Here is a 21,585-nt window from a genome sequence, read left to right on the forward strand (position 1 = left end):
TCGTGAAGTCTTGAGAAGATTAAGCAGCGGATGAAACGACAAAATTCTTTTCGTGACTATACGGCTGAGTCCGCACTGTTTGTGCGTCGGGCGCTGGTCGCCTTTTTGGGTATTTTGCTGCTGACCGGCGTACTGATCGCCAATTTGTATAATCTGCAAATTCTCCGTTTTACCGATTACCAGACCCGCTCGAACGAAAACCGTATCAAGCTGGTGCCAATTGCGCCAAGCCGCGGGATAATCTACGACCGTAACGGCATTCCCCTTGCGCTGAACCGCACTATCTATCAGATTGAAATGATGCCGGAAAAGGTGGATAACGTTCAGCAAACGCTGGATGCGCTACGCAGTGTGGTCGATTTAAACGACGACGATATCGCCGCCTTTAAAAAAGAGCGCGCCCGATCCCATCGCTTTACTTCTATTCCGGTGAAAACAAACCTGACGGAAGTTCAGGTCGCGCGCTTTGCTGTCAACCAGTACCGTTTTCCGGGCGTCGAAGTCAAAGGCTATAAACGCCGCTATTATCCATACGGATCGGCGCTGACCCACGTTATCGGCTACGTATCGAAAATCAATGATAAAGACGTCGAGCGTCTCGACAGAGAAAACAAACTGGCGAACTACGCCGCCACTCATGACATCGGCAAGCTGGGCATTGAGCGCTACTATGAAGATATTCTGCATGGGCAAACCGGTTATGAAGAGGTTGAAGTCAACAACCGCGGCCGCGTTATTCGCCAGCTTAAAGAGGTGCCGCCGCAGGCCGGACACGATATCTACCTGACGCTGGATCTCAAGCTCCAGCAGTATATTGAAACGCTGCTGGCAGGCAGTCGCGCGGCGGTGATTGTCACCGATCCGCGTACCGGCGGCGTGCTATCGCTGGTCTCCATGCCAAGTTACGACCCTAACCTTTTCGTGGACGGCATCTCCAGCAAAGATTACTCCGGGCTGCTTAACGACCCGAATACGCCATTAGTGAACCGCGCGACTCAGGGTGTCTACCCACCCGCTTCTACCGTTAAGCCTTACGTCGCCGTATCGGCGTTAAGCGCTGGCGTCATCACCCGTAACACCAGTCTTTTCGACCCTGGCTGGTGGCAGTTGCCGGGGTCTGAGAAACGCTACCGAGACTGGAAAAAATGGGGCCACGGGCATCTGAATATCACCAAATCCCTTGAAGAGTCGGCAGATACCTTCTTCTATCAGGTTGCCTATGATATGGGGATCGATCGCCTGTCAGAATGGATGGGTAAGTTCGGCTATGGTCACTATACCGGAATTGATCTCGCAGAAGAGCGCTCTGGTAATATGCCGACCCGCGAGTGGAAACAGAAACGCTTTAAAAAACCGTGGTATCAGGGCGATACGATTCCGGTGGGCATCGGCCAGGGCTACTGGACGGCAACGCCGATTCAGATGAGTAAGGCGCTGATGATCCTTATTAACGACGGTGTAGTTAAAGTCCCACACCTGTTAATGAGCACCGCGGAAAACGGTAAACAGGTGCCGTGGGTTCAGCCGCATGAACCGCCGGTGGGCGATATTCACTCCGGCTACTGGGAAATTGCGAAAGATGGCATGTATGGCGTCGCCAACCGCCCTAACGGCACGGCGCATAAATATTTTGCCAGCGCGCCCTATAAAATCGCGGCGAAGTCGGGCACCGCGCAGGTCTTTGGCCTGAAGGCCAACGAAACGTACAATGCGCATAAAATCGCCGAGCGCCTGCGCGACCATAAATTGATGACCGCCTTTGCGCCGTATAACAATCCCCAGGTCGCCGTCGCGATCATCCTTGAAAACGGCGGCGCAGGCCCGGCAGTAGGCACAATCATGCGCCAAATCCTTGATCACATCATGCTGGGCGACAACAACACCCATTTGCCTGCGGAAAACCCGGTGGTTGCAGCGGCGGAGGACCAATAATCATGACGGATAATCCGAACAAAAAAACCTTCTGGGATAAAATTCATATCGATCCCACGATGCTACTCATTCTGCTGGCGTTACTGGTTTACAGCGCGTTGGTCATCTGGAGCGCCAGCGGCCAGGACATCGGCATGATGGAGCGTAAAATCGGTCAGATTGCGATGGGGCTGGTGGTCATGGTGGTGATGGCGCAGATCCCGCCGCGCGTGTATGAAGGCTGGGCGCCCTATCTCTATATCATTTGTATCATTTTGCTGGTCGCCGTTGATGCCTTCGGCGCAATATCCAAAGGCGCGCAGCGCTGGCTCGATCTGGGCATCGTTCGCTTTCAGCCTTCGGAAATAGCCAAAATCGCCGTGCCGCTGATGGTCGCCCGCTTTATTAACCGTGACGTCTGCCCGCCCTCGCTGAAAAATACCGCCATCGCTCTGGTATTAATCTTTATGCCTACCCTGCTGGTCGCCGCCCAGCCGGACCTGGGGACGTCTATTCTGGTCGCCCTTTCCGGTCTCTTTGTCCTATTTTTGTCTGGTCTGAGCTGGCGCTTAATTGGGGTCGCCATTGTATTGATCGCTGCATTTATTCCTATTTTGTGGTTTTTCCTGATGCACGATTACCAACGCCAGCGCGTCATGATGCTCCTTGATCCGGAGACCGATCCGCTGGGCGCGGGCTATCATATTATTCAGTCTAAAATCGCCATTGGCTCAGGCGGCCTGCGCGGTAAAGGCTGGCTCCACGGCACCCAGTCGCAGCTGGAGTTTTTACCCGAACGCCATACCGACTTTATCTTCGCGGTACTGGCGGAAGAGCTCGGTCTGGTGGGCATCCTGATTCTGCTCGCGCTCTATATTTTGCTAATAATGCGCGGTTTGTGGATTGCCGCCAGAGCGCAAACTACATTTGGTCGCGTGATGGCTGGCGGATTAATGTTAATATTATTCGTTTATGTCTTCGTAAATATTGGTATGGTGAGCGGTATTCTGCCTGTGGTTGGAGTACCTTTACCCCTGGTCAGCTACGGGGGCTCCGCACTGATTGTGCTGATGGCCGGGTTCGGGATTGTGATGTCGATCCACACCCACAGAAAAATGTTGTCGAAAAGCGTATAAGGGGTGCGCAATGCGTAAGCAGTTGCCTGTAATCTGCGTCGCGGCAGGGATAGTACTACTCGCGGCATGTACTAATGACGGCGGTCAGCAGCAAACCACCGTCGCGCCGCAACCTGCGGTATGTAATGGTCCGACTGTGGAAATCAGCGGAGCGGAACCGCGTTATGAACCTCTGAATCCGACCGCAAACCAGGATTATCAGCGTGACGGTAAAAGTTATAAAATCGTTCAGGACCCGTCCCGCTTTAGCCAGGCTGGCCTGGCCGCTATTTATGATGCGGAACCCGGCAGTAATTTAACCGCCTCCGGGGAGATGTTCGATCCGATGCAGCTTACCGCCGCCCATCCGACACTGCCTATCCCCAGCTATGCGCGAATCACCAACCTGGCCAACGGTCGCATGATCGTCGTGCGTATTAACGATCGCGGCCCCTATGGCACCGATCGGGTCATCTCCCTGTCCCGCGCGGCGGCGGATCGTCTGAATACCTCGAATAATACTAAAGTACGGATTGACCCCATTATCGTGGCGCCGGATGGTTCGCTCTCCGGCCCGGGGATGGCCTGTACGACGGTGGCGAAACAGACCTACGCTCTGCCCCCGCGCCCTGATTTAAGCGGCGGCATGGGAAGCGCCTCTTCAGCGCCTGCGCAACCGCAAGGCGACGTGCTTCCGGTCAGTAATTCCACGTTGAAAAGTGACGATACCACCGGTGCGCCGGTGAGCAGCAGCGGCTTCCTCGGCGCGCCGACCACGCTGGCGCCTGGCGTGCTGGAGGGTAATGAACCGACGCCGGCACCACAGCCAGCGCCGGTTTCCGCGCCGGTGGCGGCTCCAGCGACGGCTCCAGCGACTGCGACGCCGGTAAGCGCGCCTGCTGCCGCGGCCCCGGTATCTGCCCCGGTGAGTGCGCCAGCCGCCGCGGCGAGCGGTCGTTTCGTCGTCCAGGTCGGCGCCGTCAGCGATCAAACGCGTGCGCAGCAGTACCAACAGCGTTTAAGCCAGCAGTTCAGCGTACCAGGACGCGTAATACAAAACGGCGCGGTCTGGCGTATTCAACTGGGGCCTTTTGCCAGTAAAGCCGAAGCCAGCGCGTTACAGCAACGTTTGCAAACAGAAGCACAATTACAGTCCTTTATCGCCAGCGCGCAGTAACCGATCGCAGGTATCTGTACTGTCAATTTCTGTAAATGACATTAACAAAGTCACGCGGAAAGTCAGATGCCTGCCAGTTATGCTTTTGCTATAGTAGGGCTCTTTTTTTAATTTCATCACGGACGTCGTAGTTCAGACCATGAAGACCACTTTTTCCGCTCGTTTTATGCAGCGCATGGCGCTCACCACGGCGCTTTGTGCCGCGTTTATCTCAACCGCACATGCCGATGACCTGAATATCAAAACTATGATCCCGGGCGTTCCGCAGATCGATGCGGAATCCTACATCCTGATCGACTACAACTCCGGCAAAGTTCTGGCGGAACAAAACGCCGACGAACGTCGCGACCCGGCTAGTCTGACGAAGATGATGACCAGTTACGTCATCGGACAGGCAATGAAAGCGGGTAAATTTAAAGAAACCGACCTGGTTACCGTCGGTAATGACGCCTGGGCCACCGGCAATCCAGTATTTAAAGGTTCCTCGCTGATGTTCCTCAAACCGGGAATGCAGGTACCCGTCTCTCAGTTGATACGCGGCATCAATCTGCAATCCGGTAATGACGCCTGTGTGGCGATGGCTGATTTCGCCGCCGGTAGCCAGGATGCTTTCGTCGGGCTGATGAACAGCTATGTGAACGCGTTAGGGCTGAAAAATACCCACTTCCAGACCGTACACGGCCTGGACGCCGACGGACAATACAGTTCAGCTCGCGATATGGCGCTGATTGGTCAGGCGTTAATTCGCGATGTGCCTAACGAATATGCCGTTTATAAAGAAAAAGAGTTCACCTTTAACGGCATTCGCCAGTTAAACCGTAACGGTCTGCTGTGGGATAACAGCCTGAATGTGGACGGCATCAAAACCGGCCATACCAGCAAAGCGGGCTATAATCTGGTCGCTTCCGCAACCGAAGGTCAGATGCGATTGATTTCCGCCGTGATGGGCGGACGGACCTATAAAGGCCGTGAAACAGAAAGCAAAAAACTGCTGACGTGGGGCTTCCGTTTCTTTGAAACCGTTAATCCGCTGAAGGCTGGTAAAGAGTTCGCCTCTGAACCCGCCTGGTTTGGTAATACCGATCGCGCCTCGCTGGGCGTTGATAAAGACGTTTACCTGACGATCCCTCGCGGTCGCATGAAAGATTTGAAAGCGAGCTATGTACTGAATACCGCAGAACTGCACGCGCCGCTGCAGAAAAACCAGGTGGTTGGCACTATCAACTTCCAGCTGGACGGTAAAACCATCGAGCAGCGTCCGCTGGTCGTACTGCAAGAGATCCCGGAAGGGAACTTCTTCGGTAAAATCATTGATTACATTAAATTAATGTTCCATCACTGGTTTGGATAAAAATTGAACGCTTGAAAGTGTGATTTTCGTCCCCATATACTATGCATCAGTAAAACTCCCGCCCTGTGGCGGGAGTTGTTATTTTTTTACGTAATGCCGGAGCTGACATGAAAACCAAACTTAACGAACTGCTTGAATTCCCTACGCCATTTACTTACAAAGTAATGGGGCAGGCGTTACCTGAGCTGGTTGATCAGGTGGTTGAAGTGGTACAGCGCCATGCGCCTGGTGATTACTCTCCGACGGTAAAACCGAGCAGCAAAGGCAACTACCACTCAGTCTCTATCACCATTAATGCCACCCATATTGAACAGGTTGAAACGCTGTACGAAGAACTGGGCAATATTGATATCGTGCGAATGGTATTGTAATACATCCAGACGGTTACCCGGTGTTATCCGGGTAACTCCCCGCCTCCCCCGCTGTGATATACTTTCCTCTCTTTTTTCATTCTCTACGGAGATGCCGTTTTGTATCAGGATAAAATCCTTGTCCGCCAGCTCGGCCTTCAGCCCTATGAAGCTATCTCTCAGGCCATGCATAACTTTACCGATATGCGCGATGAAAACAGCCATGATGAAATCTGGTTGGTTGAGCATTACCCGGTGTTTACCCAGGGCCAGGCCGGTAAAGCGGAACATATATTGATGCCTGGCGATATTCCCGTTGTGCAGAGCGATCGTGGAGGACAGGTGACCTATCATGGTCCGGGCCAACAGGTAATGTACGTTTTACTTAACCTGAAACGACGTAAACTGGGCGTGCGTGATTTAGTCACCCTACTTGAACAGACCGTGGTGAATACGCTGGCTGAAATGGGTATTGAGGCGCATCCGCGCGCCGATGCGCCGGGCGTCTATGTGGGTGAAAAGAAAATCTGCTCGCTGGGTTTACGTATCCGTCGCGGCTGCTCATTCCACGGTTTAGCGCTAAACGTTAACATGGATCTTTCTCCTTTCCTACGTATCAACCCGTGTGGTTATGCCGGCATGGAAATGGCCAAAATAACGCAGTGGAAGGAAGACGCTACCACGGATAATATTGCGCCCCGCTTGCTGGCGAATATTTTAGCTCTGCTAAATAATCCACCGTATGAATATATTGCTGCTTAATGCGTAAAATATAATGGCCCAAGAAATTTATGGGTCATTAATCATATATGATTTGAATGCTTTACTTCTCCCCCCGCTTTCTATATTTTCGTTATATCCCTGCTGTAGCCGCCAGGCGGCATGGCCTCTTCAGTCCTCATGATGAGGAATTTTCCGTGACCAAAATCCCGGCCCTGCTGTTACTTATCTTATTGAAATGACTAAAAATACATTCATAAGAGTAATTTTAAAACCAATTCATAAATGCAAAATATACTATTTCATCTATTATTCATAATACGAATGAATTCGGAGCCAGAGCGTGAGTGATAATAATCAGGCAGAAAGACAACCGGCCGATCAACACCTACAAGACAAACCGCAAATTTTCAGAACACTGAGAAATATTGACCTCAATCTGTTGACGATTTTCGAGGCCGTATATGTCCATAAAGGGATCGTCAATGCAGCGAAAATTCTTAACCTAACGCCGTCAGCCATCAGCCAGTCCATTCAAAAATTACGGACTATATTTCCCGATCCGCTGTTTATTCGCAAAGGCCAGGGCGTAACGCCCACGACGTATGCTACGCATCTGCACGAATACATCAGCCAGGGGCTGGAATCTATTCTTGGCGCCCTGGATCTTACGGGCAGCTATGATAAGCAACGCACCATTACGATTGGCACGACGCCTTCGGTCGGCGCGCTAGTGATGCCGATTATTTACCAGGCCATCAGGCCGCGTTATCCTCAGCTTTTGCTGCGCAACATTCCGGTAGACGATGCCGAAAGCCAGCTTAGTCAGTTTCAGACCGATCTCATTATCAATACCCATAGCTATAACAACCGGAGCATCCAGCATCACGTCCTGTTTAGCGATACGCTTGAGATTGTCTGCCGCCAGCATCACCCGTGTCTGGCGAACGCCATTACTGAAGAGAGACTGAACAGCGCGGATCACACCTTTCTGATGCTGGAGGGACAACATCTTTCCCTGCTGCGCCAGCGACTGCAGGAGACATTTCCCGATCAGCAAATCAGTTTTAGCAGCTACAATATTTTTACCATTGCCTCGCTGATCGCCAGCAGCGATCTGCTGGGACTGATGCCCACCCGCTTCTACGACTTATTTAGCCGCTGCTGGCCGCTTGAGCGCCTTCCCTACGCGCCGGTGAATAGTGAACAGGTCGAGTTCTCGCTGCATTACAATAAACTGAGTCTGCGCGATCCGGTGCTGGAGAACGTCATTGATATCATTCGTGAGGCGTTCTGACAAAAATGTTGCATCCAGGTCACGGAAGATATGGGCAAACAGCACAAAACAACAACTATTTTACATTTTGCCGGGCTGTCAGGCTGCTTTATGGCCCTTATCAATGATATACTGCGTGTCACAAATTCAAAAATAGTTGATAAATACAACTTTCCCTTGAATTGAAACGCTTTCCTTCGTTATTCGCAACTGGAACACGCACGCTATGAGTAAACCCATTGTGATGGAACGCGGTGTAAAATACCGCGATGCCGATAAGATGGCTCTTATCCCGGTTAAAAATGTGGTCACAGAGCGCGACGCTCTACTACGTAAACCGGAATGGATGAAAATAAAACTTCCGGCGGATTCTACCCGTATCCAAGGCATCAAAGCCGCAATGCGCAAAAATGGCCTGCATTCTGTCTGCGAGGAAGCGTCTTGCCCAAACCTGGCTGAATGTTTCAACCACGGTACCGCTACGTTTATGATCCTTGGCGCCATTTGCACTCGCCGCTGTCCGTTCTGTGATGTCGCCCATGGCCGCCCCGTTGCGCCGGATGCGGAAGAGCCGCAGAAACTGGCGCAAACGATCGCCGACATGGCGCTACGCTATGTGGTCATCACCTCTGTCGACCGTGACGATCTGCGTGACGGCGGCGCCCAGCATTTTGCTGACTGCATCACCGCCATCCGTGCCAAAAGCCCGGAGATAAAAATAGAGACGCTGGTGCCAGACTTCCGTGGACGTATGGATCGCGCGCTGGATATCCTTAACGCGACGCCGCCGGATGTGTTTAACCACAACCTGGAAAACGTGCCGCGTATTTACCGCCAGGTTCGTCCGGGCGCCGATTACAACTGGTCGCTGAAATTACTGGAACGCTTCAAAGAAGCACACCCGGAAATTCCGACAAAATCGGGTCTGATGGTGGGCTTAGGCGAAACCAATGCGGAAATCATTGAGGTTATGCGCGACTTACGCCGTCACGGCGTTACCATGCTGACGCTTGGTCAGTATCTACAGCCAAGCCGCCATCACCTGCCGGTACAGCGTTATGTCAGCCCGGAAGAGTTTGACGAGATGAAAGCGGAAGCTCTGGCGATGGGCTTTACCCATGCCGCCTGTGGCCCCTTTGTACGTTCTTCGTACCATGCTGATCTCCAGGCCAAAGGCATGGAAGTGAAATGATCGTGTAATAGACGCTTACATTTCAGGCAAAAAAAACCGGCAACTTGCCGGTTTTTTTACTCTGCGGAGCAAGCGCATCGCGCTATTACTCTTTGTGCGAGAGTTTTTCAGCCTGAACGCTACCGTCGACGTCTTTCTTAACGCCCGCGTCTTCATCGTTCATTGCTTTCTTGAATCCTTTAATCGCCGTGCCCAGGTCTCCGCCCAGCGTACGTAACTTCTTGGTACCAAACAGCAGAACAACCAGTGCGGCAACCACCAGCAGTTTGGTAATACTAATCTCACCCATAGATACCTTCTTCACTAAAAACAGGCTGCGTAACGCGCCGGATTAACCTGAGAATATTAACGGTCTTTCGACGCGCGCACACAATAGCAATCTGTAACAAGGTGAATCAAGCTTTGCGTAAAAAAACATCATAATAATTGCGGTGGCGCAAATCGTCGTTGCTGCAAAAGAGGAAGTTGCTCCCGCACCTGATCTATTCGTTCTCTGAATATTTCCGCGACGATCAGCGCCGGACGATCGGCTGCCGCGGCTATCGTTACCCCCAACGGATCGATAATACGACTTTGACCAATATTACGATTACCACACTCCCCGGCCGCAATCATATAGCAGGTGGTATCCAGCGCTCTCGCCGCCAGCAGCGTCGACCACTGCTGCTCTTTCAACGGGCCGCGAACCCAGCCCGTCGGCAGCGCCAGTACGTCAGCCCCCTGTAAAGCCAGCGCTAGCGCCATGTCCGGAAAGCGCAGGTCATAACAGGTCATAAGCCCCACCTTAACCCCCTCCACGTCCAGCACAGGCGCGATAGCGGTTCCGGCATCAATACTTTGGGATTCTTGCATCGAAAACGCATCATAGAGATGCAGCTTCGCGTAACGTGCGACAATGTGACCTGCCCGTAGCGCCACCAGCATATTAACCGCCCGTCCGGGCGTTGACGGGACAAGGACAGTGAATATCGTCGTCATATTATTATGAGCGCTTTCTTCCTGAAGCCGCGTCATAAACGCGCCATCCAGCGGCTGCGCGGCGCGAATCGGCAGGTCAAGGTCGATGTCATCTCGCGCTAATATCCCCTCAGGCAGCACCAGAAGCGATACGCCGCGGCCCGCCGCCTGAGCCATTAACGAAACGCAAACTTGCGCATTCTTTTCCCATACAGAACTCACCACAAACTGCCCGGCTGCAACGAACATATCCCCTCCCACACCTCCGTCAGGACTCGCCAATTATGCGTGTTCGGCGTTACACTCCTCTTGTATAGCAATTAAATAAAGGATTCGGCAGTGTTACAGCTTCTTTTAGCAGTTTTTATTGGTGGTGGAACGGGGAGCGTAGCCCGGTGGATGCTCAGTATGCGTTTTAATCCGCTTCATCAGGCGATTCCCATCGGTACGCTAACAGCAAATTTGCTTGGCGCGTTTATTATCGGCATGGGGTTCGCCTGGTTTAACCGCATGACACATATCGATCCGATGTGGAAAGTGCTCATTACGACCGGCTTTTGCGGCGGCCTGACGACCTTTTCTACTTTTTCTGCTGAAGTGGTATTCTTGCTGCAAGAGGGGCGCTTTGGCTGGGCGCTGCTGAATGTGCTGATTAACCTGTTGGGTTCGTTTGCCATGACGGCGCTGGCATTCTGGCTATTTTCTGCCGCAGCGGCGCGTTAAGCGCAAAAAAAACCCGCCGAAAGGGCGGGTTTTGAAATCTTGCTGTCGGACGTATGCTTACAGAGCAGTTACGTTTGCAGCGGAAGGGCCTTTGGCACCGTTAGTGATTTCGAACTCTACGCGCTGACCTTCAGCCAGAGTTTTAAAACCATTGGTCTGGATTGCAGAGAAGTGTACGAACACGTCTTTGCTGCCATCTTCCGGAGTAATGAAACCGAATCCTTTGGATTCATTAAACCACTTAACGTTACCTTTAATCTTAGACATCAAAATTACCTTTACATGAAAAATAGACACAAATGCTGTGTCGGATACCAGTACAACAATTGTGATGCATTTTGTCCAGTCGAACTTTGCGAAAAAGTGATAAATATCGCGTTAATTTTTAGCTAACCCTATCTACTTATTGTTTTTTAAGGCTTTTTAATTCACAACAGGACAATGCCCTTCTCCGTCAAAACTGGAAACGCATCCAGGCAAAATAGACGTTTCCGTTGTTATACGAACCCGGAATGTAGGTCATCTGAAAGGTAGCGGGACCATAGCCTATCGACGCTAAAGGCAACAGCACAGGGATGGGAATATAATTCCAGTTGTCGCGCGCGGTAACGCCTGCGGTAAAGCCCAGTCCCAGACGAAAATTATCGTCTTCCAGCGGTCGCCAGGTTTTTTCCCAGCCATAACCGCCTATGGGTTCCCATTTGTTAAATGAATCTTTAAAGGCCATCATATAGAGGCCATGCCAGTTGCCTTTATCGTCCCAGCGCGACTGACCAAAACCAACGCCCCACGGCCGTTCGTTATAGCGATCCGTTTTCTCTTTATCGTAGGCAAAGCGCGCATGCCAGGTAATGGCGGGGACATACAAATCATAATGCTCAGGCTGTCGCCACGTTTCTGCGACGTTATCGGTAAACGTGTTAAACCACCCTTTATCCGCCGCAGAGACTGAAGGAATAGCCAGCCATGGCATAACAAGGAGAGCAATAATAAGAAAATACTTTCTGATAATCATCACAACAGCCATACCGTTCAAAAATTCGACTGTGATAATAACAACATTAACCTGAATAAAATCTTAACAAACTATAAACAGAGAATAATCTGAGAGAGTATCGGGTTAACGGCGTTTGATTTAGCACTCAGAACCGTCGCGCGCTCCTTAATAAGCTTTCACAAAAAACACAAAACAAAGCACAACAAATAAAACAATAAAATAACAATAAATTAATACTTATAGCGCTACAGAAAATTCGTATAAGCATATTTCATCTTTAGCGATGACATGAAAAAATAACCGCGCCGTGATTTTAATCAGTAAGGCGCCATCCTTTATTCGGTACATTTTTATACCACTTTTGTGGTTCTTATTTTTACTCTGGGTGTCGATAAGACAGGGGAAACAATGCTAACAGTTATAGAGCTCCTTATCGGAGTCGTCGTTATTGTGGGTGTAGCACGCTACATCATTAAGGGATATTCCGCCACTGGCGTTTTATTTGTCGGCGGTCTGGTTCTGCTTATTATCAGCGCGCTGATGGGGCATAAGGTATTACCTGCCAGCGAAACCAGTACCGGCTATACCGCAACAGATATTGTTGAATACATCAAAATTTTGCTTATGAGTCGCGGCGGCGATCTTGGCATGATGATCATGATGCTGTGCGGCTTTGCCGCCTATATGACGCATATCGGCGCGAATGATATGGTCGTGAAGCTGGCGTCGAAACCTTTACAGTACATAAACTCGCCCTACCTGTTGATGATTGCCGCCTATTTTGTCGCCTGCCTGATGTCGCTGGCCGTCTCTTCCGCGACGGGGCTTGGCGTACTGCTCATGGCTACTCTCTTCCCGGTGATGGTCAACGTCGGCATTAGCCGCGGCGCGGCGGCGGCTATTTGCGCCTCTCCGGCCGCCATCATCCTCTCGCCAACGTCTGGCGATGTGGTTTTAGCCGCAAAAGCGGCGGAGATGCCGTTAATCGATTTCGCGTTCAAAACCACGCTGCCGATTTCCATCGCCGCCATTATCGGTATGGCGATTGCGCACTTTTTCTGGCAACGCTATCTGGATAAAAAAGAGAACATTTCACATGAGATGCTGGACGTGGCGGAGATTACCACCACGGCCCCGGCGTTTTATGCCCTTTTGCCGTTCACGCCCATTATCGGCGTACTGATTTTTGACGGTAAATGGGGGCCGCAGTTGCACATTATTACCATTCTGGTGATCTGTATGCTGCTGGCCGCCGTGCTGGAATTCGTGCGCGGCTTCAACACGCAAAATGTGTTTTCCGGCCTGGAAGTGGCTTATCGCGGCATGGCGGATGCGTTTGCCGGTGTCGTGATGCTGCTGGTCGCGGCGGGCGTTTTCGCCCAGGGGCTGAGCACCATTGGCTTTATCCAAAGTTTAATCTCGATTGCCACTTCTTTTGGCTCCGCCAGCATTATTCTGATGCTGGTATTAGTGATTTTAACCATGCTGGCCGCGATGACCACCGGTTCAGGCAATGCGCCTTTTTACGCCTTTGTTGAGATGATCCCTAAACTGGCGCACTCCTCCGGCATCAACCCAGCCTATTTATCCATCCCAATGCTGCAAGCCTCAAACCTGGGGCGCACGATTTCGCCGGTCTCCGGCGTCGTGGTCGCTGTCGCCGGGATGGCTAAAATATCACCGTTTGAAGTGGTGAAGCGCACGTCCGTTCCGGTCATCGTCGGTCTGTTGATCGTCATTATCGCCACGGAAATTATGGTGCCAGGCGCCTCTTCCGCCGTTACTGGCGGCTGATAGCCGATAAGCCGGGGCGAGGGAAAACATCGCCCCGGCATCTTAAACCAGGCTTAGCCGCCGTGGTAAATACGCTGCGGCCTGCCCACTTTGCCATGAATAATCTCTGCGACAATCAGGTGCCGACTCGCGCAATATTCCAGGTAGCGTCGGGATGTGGTGCGGCTTATCGTTAAGGCCTGCGCGACCGTTTCAGCCGTATGGCGTACGGTTGGATCGGCAAACAGCTTCATCACCGCATTAAGGGTTAAGGCATCAATACCTGTCGGCAAATCCCCTTTCGGTTCGCCGCGCGCATAGGCGTTGAACATTTCATCTATCTGCTTCTGGCTTGCGCTATCCGCGCTCGCCAGCATACGTCTGCGCTGTTGATAGCGGGTCAGCGTCTGCCCCAAACGCTCATAAGCAATAGGTTTGACCAGATAATCAAACGCGCCGCTACGTACCGCTTCCGCTACCGTCTCCATGTCACTGGCGGCGGTCGTAAACACGACGCCGCCGGGATAGCGCGACTGCATTAATTCATGCAGCAGCGTAATCCCCTTCCCATCCGGCAGATAATTATCCAACAGAATTAATCCAGGTTTGAACCGGTCAATCATCATTCTCGCCTGCGCCAGATTGCCCGCCAGCCATATCTGCTTAAAGCCAGGAATATGGCGGATATATTCTGCGTGCATTTCCGCCAGCAGCGTTTCATCCTCAACGATCAATAGGGTTAATGGTTCTGTCATCGTTTTTTTTCACTTTCGGAAGGAATAAAGAAAATAAGGTGCCACAAGGATCATTGTCTTCCAGCGTAATGACCCCGCCACAGCGCCCCACATAACTTGCAATCAGATATAACCCGATACCATGCTCACCGGGTTCGTCGGTTCGGGTACTTACGCCCTGTTCAAAAATTTTTTCCCGCAGCGCTTCAGGAACGCCGCAGCCCTGGTCGGCGACCTCTATTACCACCTCGTCGCCCTCGTCGCTCAGGAAAAGTTCGATGGTCTTGTCGCCTTCCTGTGTACGCAAACTCGCCTCAAACGCGTTATCCAGCAGATTCCCGACGATGGCGGCGAACTCCGTGCTATCCAGCCCCTCCGGCAGTTGATGTAGCTGGCTGCCGGGAACAATCACCATCTTGAGCCCCAGTTCACGCGCGCGCTGAACTTTGCCAAACAGCAAACCGGCCACCTGACGATCGGCGAAGGCGCCGCGTAAACTATCAATAAGTTGCTGCTGCGCCTGCGACTCACCCTGCACCATCTCTCTGACCCGATCATACTCTTTCATTTGCAGCAGGCCGTTCAGAGTCGACATCCAGTTCAGGTGCTCATGGCGTAGCGTGCGCAGGCTCTCAACATACTGTTTAATCTGGGTTAGCTGCGCGTTCAACGTCGCGATTTCATCTTTGCTGCGAAAACTAATAATAGCGCCCAGCAGCTCCTCGCCGGAACGGATAGCCTCACGATTGGCGATGACGCTCAGGCCATTGAAGTTGGCCATCACGTCCTGGCGTCTTTCTGCGATCTGGCAGGTAAAAAAGTCTGCCGGATTGACGACTTCCGCTATCAGCTTGCCCAGCCACTGACGCCCCGGCGACGGTAGCCCCAACATTTTTCTCGCATTGCGGTTAATCGCGGTGATATGTCCCTCCGGATCAACGGCGATCAGCCCTTCATAAACCGAGCTAAATAACGCCTCCTGCTGGCGTACCACACGCGCAATCTGTTTCGGCTCCATGCCCAGCATTTGTCGGCGGATATGCGCGGCGAAAAACCAGGAAAGCAGCATTAATACCACCAGCAACAGGACAAAAACCCCCGCCATCGGTAATAAGAAGTCCAGCCGCCAGGAGTCGATTTTACTGACCAGATAGCCAATTGAAACAACGCCGATCACGTTGCCTTCGTTGTCAAAGATAGGCGTTTTGGCGCGCATCGCCATCCCTATTGAGCCCTTACCGGTAATGAAATAACTTTCTCCTCTTTCCAGCGCGCCGGGTTTCGTAAATTGCATGGGATAGCCGATTTTTTCCGGATTCGGATGGTAAAGCCGGATCGAGTGGCGATCGCCTATCACCACATAGTCAAAATCCGTCCCGCGCTGCAGTTTATTCGCAATTATCGCCAGGCGTTTATAGTCCCGGTTTTTTACGGCAGCGATAATGCTGTCGTTAGAAGCAATAATTTTTGCCTGATTCATCGCCATATCACGAACATGGGACGCCAGATAATCTTCGAAACTGGCAGACAAATATTGTGCTAACGCTGCCACGATGAAAACAGAAACCACCAGAATGAGCAGAAAAATACGTAACGGAAACGCGAGTTGCCGAAAAAAAGGAAACAGCTTTTTATTTTTCTGATAGGACATTAAGGTTCCTTATGGGCATTTCTCTTCAGATTTATCGCAAATGTAATAAAAATGTTTTCAGCATCTTGAAGCATATAAAAACCAATCGTTACAGATTCCCCACATTAAATCAATTAAACAACTAAAACCCACTGCCGGAATGGCGATTAAATTAATTAAAAAACTTAAAACCATAAAACACTTAAAAACCATCTAACGCTTTGTGAAATAAATCAAAATTTACCACCAAAATACTCCTTACGATGTATACGTCAGTGAGAAAAAATAAATAACTCGTCATAAAAATACTCCCACTCTGACTGAAAAGAAAAAGTTATCAAGTTGCAACACAGCGCAACATATACAGAAAAGTGGCAACAAGCATATCACCAGGATATTTCTTACTATGTTTGGCAATAATGTATTCACTCGGGTAAAACGCTCTGAAAATAAAAAAATGGCGGAGATCGCTCACTTTCTCAAAGAGAATGATTTAAGCGTCGATACCACTGTAGAAGTGTTTATTACCGTCAGCCGTGATGACCGTCTTATTGCCTGCGGCGGTATTGCCGGAAATATCATTAAATGCGTGGCCATTAGCGAATCAGTACGCGGCGAAGGCTTAGCGTTAACGCTGGCGACGGAATTGATTAATCTCGCCTGGGAGCGGCACTGCACCCATCTTTTTATTTATACCAAAACGGAATACGAAGCGCTGTTTAAACAGTGCAGCTTTTCGACGATAGCCAGCGTCCCTGGCGTAATGGTCTTAATGGAAAATAGCGCGACCCGGTTGAAACGGTATGCGGAATCGCTGGCGACATTGCGTCATGAGGGAAAGAAAATTGGCTGTATTGTGATGAACGCCAATCCTTTCACGCACGGCCATCGCTATCTGATCCAACAGGCGGCGGCACAGTGCGACTGGCTGCATCTGTTCCTGGTCAAAGAAGATACATCACGCTTTCCCTATGAAGACCGACTCGATCTGGTTCTTAAAGGGACCACCGATATCCCGCGCTTAACCGTTCACCGCGGCTCCGAATACATTATTTCTCGGGCGACGTTCCCCTGCTATTTCATTAAAGAGCAGAGCGTCATTAATCACTGTTATACCGAAATCGACCTGAAGATTTTTCGCCAGTATCTGGCGCCCGCGCTTGGCATCACACACCGCTTTGTCGGTACGGAACCGTTTTGCACCGTTACCGCCCAGTACAACCTTGATATGCGTTTCTGGCTGGAGACGCCAACGCTTCCCGCCCCACCCATTACGCTGGTGGAAATAGAGCGGCTTTGCTTCCAGGAGACGCCGATATCCGCCTCCTGGGTACGCAAGCTGCTGGTTAAACACGATCTCACGGCTATCGCGCCGCTGGTTCCCGACGCCACCCTGCGCTATTTGCAGGGCATGGTCGAACGCCATCCGGGCAGCGCGGCAGCCCGTCAAAAGTCCCCCGTCTTAGCAACAGGTGAAAAATGAAAATAAACCAGCTAGCCGTCGCAGGCACGCTTGAGTCCGGCGATGTGATGATACGCATTGCGCCGCTCGATACGCAGGATATTGACCTGCAAATCAACAGTAGCGTTGAAAAACAGTTTGGCGAGGCCATTCGCGCCACCATCCTGGAGGTGCTTTCTCGCTACGACGTGCGCGGCGTACAACTGAACGTCGATGATAAAGGCGCTCTGGACTGCATTTTGCGCGCCCGACTGGAAACGCTACTGGCGCGCGCCAGCGGTATTGCCGCTCTGCCCTGGGAGGATCGCCAATGATTTCCGCCTCTCTGCAACAACGTAAAACCCGCACCCGCCGCAGTATGTTATTCGTACCGGGCGCCAACGCGGCGATGGTGAGCAATTCGTTTATCTATCCGGCCGACGCGCTGATGTTCGACCTGGAAGACTCCGTTGCATTACGCGAAAAAGACGCGGCGCGCCGTCTGGTATATCACGCGCTGCAACACCCGCTTTACCGTGACGTCGAAACCATTGTCCGCGTGAATGCGCTGGACTCCGAATGGGGCGTCAACGATCTGGAAGCGGTCGTGCGCGGCGGCGCGGACGTGGTGCGTTTACCGAAAACCGACACCGCGCAGGACGTCATTGATATCGAAAACGAAATTCTGCGCATTGAAAACGCCTGCGGTCGCGAACCGGGCAGTACCGGCCTGTTAGCCGCCGTGGAATCGCCGCTGGGTATTACCCGCGCGGTAGAAATCGCCCACGCCTCTGAACGGTTGATCGGGATTGCGCTGGGCGCGGAAGACTATGTTCGCAACCTGCGCACCGAACGCTCTCCGGAAGGCACCGAACTGCTGTTCGCCCGCTGCGCCATTTTGCAGGCCGCGCGTTCCGCCGGCATTCAGGCCTTCGATACCGTCTATTCCGACGCCAACAACGAAGCCGGTTTCCTGCAAGAAGCCGCCCACATTAAACAGTTGGGCTTTGACGGTAAGTCACTGATCAACCCCCGCCAGATCGAACTGCTGCACAACCTTTATGCGCCGACGCGTAAAGAGGTCGCCCATGCGCGTCTGGTCGTTGAGGCCGCAGAAGCCGCCGCCCGCGAAGGTCTCGGCGTCGTTTCCCTTAACGGCAAGATGGTCGACAGCCCGGTGATTGAACGCGCCCGTCTGGTGCTCTCCCGTGCAGAACTTTCCGGTATTCGCGAAGAATAAGGCAAAAAAATGACGCAGAAAAATGAATCTCAACGCCAGGATCGCGTAGCAGCCTGGAGCCGTCACGCTGAAAGCGAACTGAGCGCTTACCAAAGTGCGGCAAAATTGGATCTACAAGCGCAAAAACCGCGCGACCACAAACTGTGCGCCAGCCTGGAAGAGGCCATCCGCCGTTCCGGTTTACGCGACGGCATGACGCTTTCCTTTCACCACGCGTTTCGCGGCGGCGATCTGACGATTAACCTGGTGATGGAAACCATCGCGAAGATGGGCTTCAAAAATCTGACCCTGGCCTCCAGCTCGCTGAGCGACTGCCACGCGCCGCTGGTTGAACACATTCGTAACGGGGTGGTCAGCCGCATCTACACGTCAGGCCTGCGCGGCCCGCTGGCGGAAGAAATTTCTCGCGGCCTGCTGGCTGAGCCGGTTCAGATTCACTCCCACGGCGGTCGTGTGCATCTGGTACAAAGCGGCGAACTCAATATTGATGTTGCGTTTCTTGGCGTGCCCTCCTGCGATGAATTCGGTAATGCTAACGGTTATACCGGCAAAGCCTGTTGCGGTTCACTGGGCTACGCGATGGTGGATGCCGACAGCGCGAAGCAGGTCGTGATGCTGACGGAGCAACTGCTGCCGTATCCGCATAACCCGGCAAGCATCGCTCAGGATCAGGTTGATCTGATCGTGCAAATCGAAGAAGTCGGTGATGCAAACAAAATCGGCGCTGGCGCGACCCGCATGACCACTAATCCGCGTGAACTGCTGATCGCCCGCAGTGCGGCGGAAGTCATTGCTCACTCCGGCTACTTCAACGAAGGTTTCTCCCTACAAACCGGCACCGGCGGCGCATCGCTGGCGGTCACCCGCTTCCTGGAAGACAAAATGCGTAGCCGCAACATTGTGGCTAATTTCGCGCTGGGCGGTATCACCGCCACCATGGTCGACCTGCATGAAAAGGGCTTAATCCGCAAACTGCTTGACGTTCAGAGCTTCGATCGTAACGCTGCGCAATCTTTGGCCCGCAACCCGAACCATATCGAAATCAGCGCTAACCAGTACGCCAACTGGGGCTCTAAAGGCGCTTCCGTCGACCGTCTGGACGTGGTGGTACTGAGCGCGCTGGAAGTAGACACTCACTTCAATGTTAACGTGCTGACCGGCTCCGACGGCGTTCTACGCGGCGCGTCCGGCGGTCACTGCGATACCGCCGTCGCGGCGGCGCTGTCCATCATCGTCGCGCCGCTGGTACGCGGTCGCATCCCAACGCTGGTTGATAACGTCACCACCTGCGTCACACCAGGCTCCAGCGTCGACATTCTGGTCACCGATCACGGTATCGCCGTCAATCCGGCGCGTCCGGAGCTGGCTGAACGCCTGAAAGCAGCGGGAATGAAAGTGGTATCGATTGAGTGGCTGCGCGAACGCGCGCAACTGCTTACCGGTCAGCCCCGCCCTATCGAATTCACCGACCGCGTGATTGCTGTCGTGCGTTATCGCGACGGTTCAGTGATCGATGTGGTGCATCAGGTGAAGGAATAAGCCATGCGCCTGTTTCCTGAACTCGCCACCTGTCACGACGTTTCTATTCCTGAGCTGCTCGCCAGCCGGGATGAGAGACAAGCAAGACAGCGCGCCTGGCTAACGCGTCACGCTACTCCGCTGGTCTCCTTTACCGTGGTGGCGCCAGGCCCGATGAAAGACAGCGCGTTAACCCGCCGGATCTTTAATCACGGCGTGGCTGCCCTGCACACGCTGGCAGAAGAGTATGGCTGGACTATCCGGGAGCAGGCTGCACTGGTTTCCGCCAGCGGGCCGGAAGGACTGCTGGCGATTGACGCGCCCGCTCAGGCGCTCAAACAGGCGACCATCGCACTTGAACAGCGTTATCCACTGGGGCGCCTGTGGGATATCGATGTCCTGACGGCGGAAGGCGAAATACTCTCCCGCCGCCATTTCGCGCTTCCCGCTCGCCGCTGTCTGCTGTGCGGGCAAAGCGCGGCTGAATGCGCGCGGGGTAAAACCCACGCGCTGACTGATTTACTGATTCATATGGAGGCGCTGCTGCATGATGCCGATTCCCGCCAACCCGACTAACGCCTCCATTCAGCCTCAGTCGCTGTATGACGCCTGGGCCGATTTGGCCTGGCGCGCCATGCTGACCGAGGTAAATTTATCGCCAAAACCCGGTCTGGTAGACCGACTAAACTGCGGCGCGCACAAAGATATGGCGCTGGCGGATTTTCACCGCAGCGCGGAGGCGATTCGACACTGGCTGCCGCGCTTTATGGAATATGGCGCCAGCTGCACGCGCCTGCCGCCAGAGTCAGTTCTGGCGGGCCTGCGTCCATTGGGGATGGCCTGTGAAGCAGCGATGTTTCGCGCAACGGCGGGCGTCAATACCCATAAAGGCAGCATTTTCTCGCTGGGGTTACTGTGCGCCGCCATTGGCCGCCTGTATCAGCTACGCCAGCCGATCGCTGCAGAAACACTCTGCGCTACCGCCGCCGATTTTTGCCGCGGCCTGACCACGCGCGAACTGCGCCAGAACAACCTACAGCTCACCGCAGGTCAGCGGCTGTATCAGCAACTGGGATTAACCGGCGCGCGCGGCGAAGCGGAAGCGGGCTATCCGCTGGTCATCCGCCACGCGTTACCGCACTACCGCGCATTGCTGGCGCAGGGGCGCGATCCGGAACTGGCGCTGCTTGATACCTTACTGCTGCTGATGTCGCTTAACGGCGATACCAACGTCGCGTCGCGCGGCGGGGCGGACGGTCTGCGCTGGTTACAGCAGCAGGCGGCGGTCTTATTACATCAGGGCGGCATACGGACGCCTGACGATCTCGTTTATCTCCACCGGTTCGATCAGCAATGCATTGAACGCAATCTCAGCCCAGGCGGTAGCGCCGATCTGCTGATCGTGACCTGGTTTTTAGCGCAAATTTCGCAAGTTAATCATTAACACAATTATAGAAAATATCCTTTCCGGAGAGTCATT

22 protein-coding genes are annotated in these 21,585 nt (G+C 52.9%); 16 read left to right on the forward strand and 6 right to left on the reverse strand.

Features of this window, described 5'->3' with window-relative positions; genetic code table 11:
- Positions 1 to 30: 30 nt before the first annotated feature.
- The 8 genes from mrdA (at position 31) to lipA (ending at position 9,092) form a co-directional block, all read left to right on the forward strand.
- Positions 31 to 1,932: a peptidoglycan DD-transpeptidase MrdA gene (gene mrdA, locus HV477_RS05685; RefSeq protein ID WP_000828700.1), complete on the forward strand. Its 1,902-nt coding sequence runs from the start codon at positions 31 to 33 to the stop codon at positions 1,930 to 1,932.
- Positions 1,933 to 1,934: 2 nt separating this feature from the next.
- On the forward strand, positions 1,935 to 3,047 hold the full coding sequence (mrdB, locus tag HV477_RS05690) for a peptidoglycan glycosyltransferase MrdB (RefSeq protein ID WP_000131713.1): 1,113 nt from the start codon (positions 1,935 to 1,937) through the stop codon (positions 3,045 to 3,047).
- A gap of 10 nt (positions 3,048 to 3,057) precedes the next feature.
- A complete protein-coding gene (gene rlpA / locus HV477_RS05695) occupies positions 3,058 to 4,203 on the forward strand; it encodes an endolytic peptidoglycan transglycosylase RlpA (protein WP_001231295.1) in 1,146 nt (381 codons plus the stop codon).
- 139 nt (positions 4,204 to 4,342) lie between these two features.
- On the forward strand, positions 4,343 to 5,554 hold the full coding sequence (gene dacA / locus HV477_RS05700; RefSeq protein ID WP_000858711.1) for a D-alanyl-D-alanine carboxypeptidase DacA: 1,212 nt from the start codon (positions 4,343 to 4,345) through the stop codon (positions 5,552 to 5,554).
- Between the two features lie 107 nt (positions 5,555 to 5,661).
- Positions 5,662 to 5,925: a DUF493 family protein YbeD gene (gene ybeD / locus HV477_RS05705; RefSeq protein WP_000850547.1), complete on the forward strand. Its 264-nt coding sequence runs from the start codon at positions 5,662 to 5,664 to the stop codon at positions 5,923 to 5,925.
- Between the two features lie 99 nt (positions 5,926 to 6,024).
- Positions 6,025 to 6,666: a lipoyl(octanoyl) transferase LipB gene (gene lipB / locus HV477_RS05710; protein WP_000284016.1), complete on the forward strand. Its 642-nt coding sequence runs from the start codon at positions 6,025 to 6,027 to the stop codon at positions 6,664 to 6,666.
- Between the two features lie 301 nt (positions 6,667 to 6,967).
- Complete coding sequence (locus HV477_RS05715; RefSeq protein WP_001282817.1) at positions 6,968 to 7,921, forward strand: YbeF family transcriptional regulator; 954 nt, start codon at positions 6,968 to 6,970, stop codon at positions 7,919 to 7,921.
- Between the two features lie 205 nt (positions 7,922 to 8,126).
- Positions 8,127 to 9,092, forward strand: coding sequence for a lipoyl synthase (gene lipA / locus HV477_RS05720; protein ID WP_000042640.1), 966 nt, complete (start codon positions 8,127 to 8,129; stop codon positions 9,090 to 9,092).
- Between the two features lie 85 nt (positions 9,093 to 9,177).
- Here the strand turns inward: lipA and tatE are convergent, their stop codons facing one another.
- Both tatE and HV477_RS05730 read right to left on the reverse strand, forming a co-directional pair.
- Entirely contained in the window at positions 9,178 to 9,381 is a 204-nt protein-coding gene (gene tatE, locus HV477_RS05725; RefSeq protein WP_000503938.1) for a twin-arginine translocase subunit TatE, read from the reverse strand.
- A gap of 128 nt (positions 9,382 to 9,509) precedes the next feature.
- Positions 9,510 to 10,298, reverse strand: coding sequence for a deaminated glutathione amidase (locus HV477_RS05730; protein WP_000495794.1), 789 nt, complete (start codon positions 10,296 to 10,298; stop codon positions 9,510 to 9,512).
- A 90-nt stretch (positions 10,299 to 10,388) separates the two neighbouring features.
- Here HV477_RS05730 and crcB point away from each other — a divergent pair, with 90 nt between their 5' ends.
- Positions 10,389 to 10,772, forward strand: coding sequence for a fluoride efflux transporter CrcB (crcB, locus tag HV477_RS05735; RefSeq protein ID WP_000939753.1), 384 nt, complete (start codon positions 10,389 to 10,391; stop codon positions 10,770 to 10,772).
- A gap of 57 nt (positions 10,773 to 10,829) precedes the next feature.
- Here crcB and cspE read toward each other — a convergent pair whose 3' ends face one another.
- Both cspE and pagP read right to left on the reverse strand, forming a co-directional pair.
- On the reverse strand, positions 10,830 to 11,039 hold the full coding sequence (cspE, locus tag HV477_RS05740) for a transcription antiterminator/RNA stability regulator CspE (RefSeq protein ID WP_000034826.1): 210 nt from the start codon (positions 11,037 to 11,039) through the stop codon (positions 10,830 to 10,832).
- A 187-nt stretch (positions 11,040 to 11,226) separates the two neighbouring features.
- Complete coding sequence (pagP, locus tag HV477_RS05745) at positions 11,227 to 11,799, reverse strand: lipid IV(A) palmitoyltransferase PagP (RefSeq protein WP_001623090.1); 573 nt, start codon at positions 11,797 to 11,799, stop codon at positions 11,227 to 11,229.
- A 378-nt stretch (positions 11,800 to 12,177) separates the two neighbouring features.
- Here pagP and dcuC point away from each other — a divergent pair, with 378 nt between their 5' ends.
- Positions 12,178 to 13,563, forward strand: coding sequence for an anaerobic C4-dicarboxylate transporter DcuC (gene dcuC, locus HV477_RS05750; protein ID WP_000958619.1), 1,386 nt, complete (start codon positions 12,178 to 12,180; stop codon positions 13,561 to 13,563).
- A 53-nt stretch (positions 13,564 to 13,616) separates the two neighbouring features.
- Here dcuC and dpiA read toward each other — a convergent pair whose 3' ends face one another.
- Positions 13,617 to 14,297 carry a two-component response regulator DpiA gene (gene dpiA, locus HV477_RS05755; protein ID WP_000138779.1) on the reverse strand — a complete coding sequence of 227 codons (681 nt, stop codon included), beginning with the start codon at positions 14,295 to 14,297 and terminating at the stop codon, positions 13,617 to 13,619.
- Complete coding sequence (gene dpiB / locus HV477_RS05760; protein WP_023205726.1) at positions 14,266 to 15,927, reverse strand: sensor histidine kinase DpiB; 1,662 nt, start codon at positions 15,925 to 15,927, stop codon at positions 14,266 to 14,268. Before dpiB ends, dpiA begins: the two co-directional genes overlap by 32 nt.
- Positions 15,928 to 16,312: 385 nt before the next feature.
- On the opposite strand from dpiB, the gene citC reads away from it, so the two are divergent.
- From citC to citG, 6 genes are read left to right on the forward strand one after another with little or no spacing between them, the layout of a single operon-like run.
- Positions 16,313 to 17,389, forward strand: a complete 1,077-nt coding sequence (gene citC / locus HV477_RS05765; protein ID WP_000467872.1) for a [citrate (pro-3S)-lyase] ligase — start codon at positions 16,313 to 16,315, stop codon at positions 17,387 to 17,389.
- Positions 17,386 to 17,682: a citrate lyase acyl carrier protein gene (gene citD, locus HV477_RS05770; RefSeq protein ID WP_000700679.1), complete on the forward strand. Its 297-nt coding sequence runs from the start codon at positions 17,386 to 17,388 to the stop codon at positions 17,680 to 17,682. Before citC ends, citD begins: the two co-directional genes overlap by 4 nt.
- Complete coding sequence (citE, locus tag HV477_RS05775) at positions 17,679 to 18,587, forward strand: citrate (pro-3S)-lyase subunit beta (protein ID WP_000622342.1); 909 nt, start codon at positions 17,679 to 17,681, stop codon at positions 18,585 to 18,587. Before citD ends, citE begins: the two co-directional genes overlap by 4 nt.
- Positions 18,588 to 18,596: 9 nt before the next feature.
- Complete coding sequence (citF, locus tag HV477_RS05780) at positions 18,597 to 20,126, forward strand: citrate lyase subunit alpha (protein ID WP_000192323.1); 1,530 nt, start codon at positions 18,597 to 18,599, stop codon at positions 20,124 to 20,126.
- Between the two features lie 3 nt (positions 20,127 to 20,129).
- Positions 20,130 to 20,681, forward strand: a complete 552-nt coding sequence (citX, locus tag HV477_RS05785) for a citrate lyase holo-[acyl-carrier protein] synthase (RefSeq protein ID WP_001236070.1) — start codon at positions 20,130 to 20,132, stop codon at positions 20,679 to 20,681.
- Positions 20,653 to 21,549 (forward strand): triphosphoribosyl-dephospho-CoA synthase CitG, encoded by an 897-nt coding sequence (citG, locus tag HV477_RS05790; RefSeq protein WP_000982655.1) that lies wholly within the window; start codon positions 20,653 to 20,655, stop codon positions 21,547 to 21,549. Before citX ends, citG begins: the two co-directional genes overlap by 29 nt.
- The last annotated feature ends 36 nt before the right edge of the window (positions 21,550 to 21,585 follow it).

Origin of the sequence: Salmonella sp. SG203 (genome assembly GCF_013350575.1) — a bacterium.
Lineage (GTDB): Bacteria > Pseudomonadota > Gammaproteobacteria > Enterobacterales > Enterobacteriaceae > Salmonella > Salmonella enterica.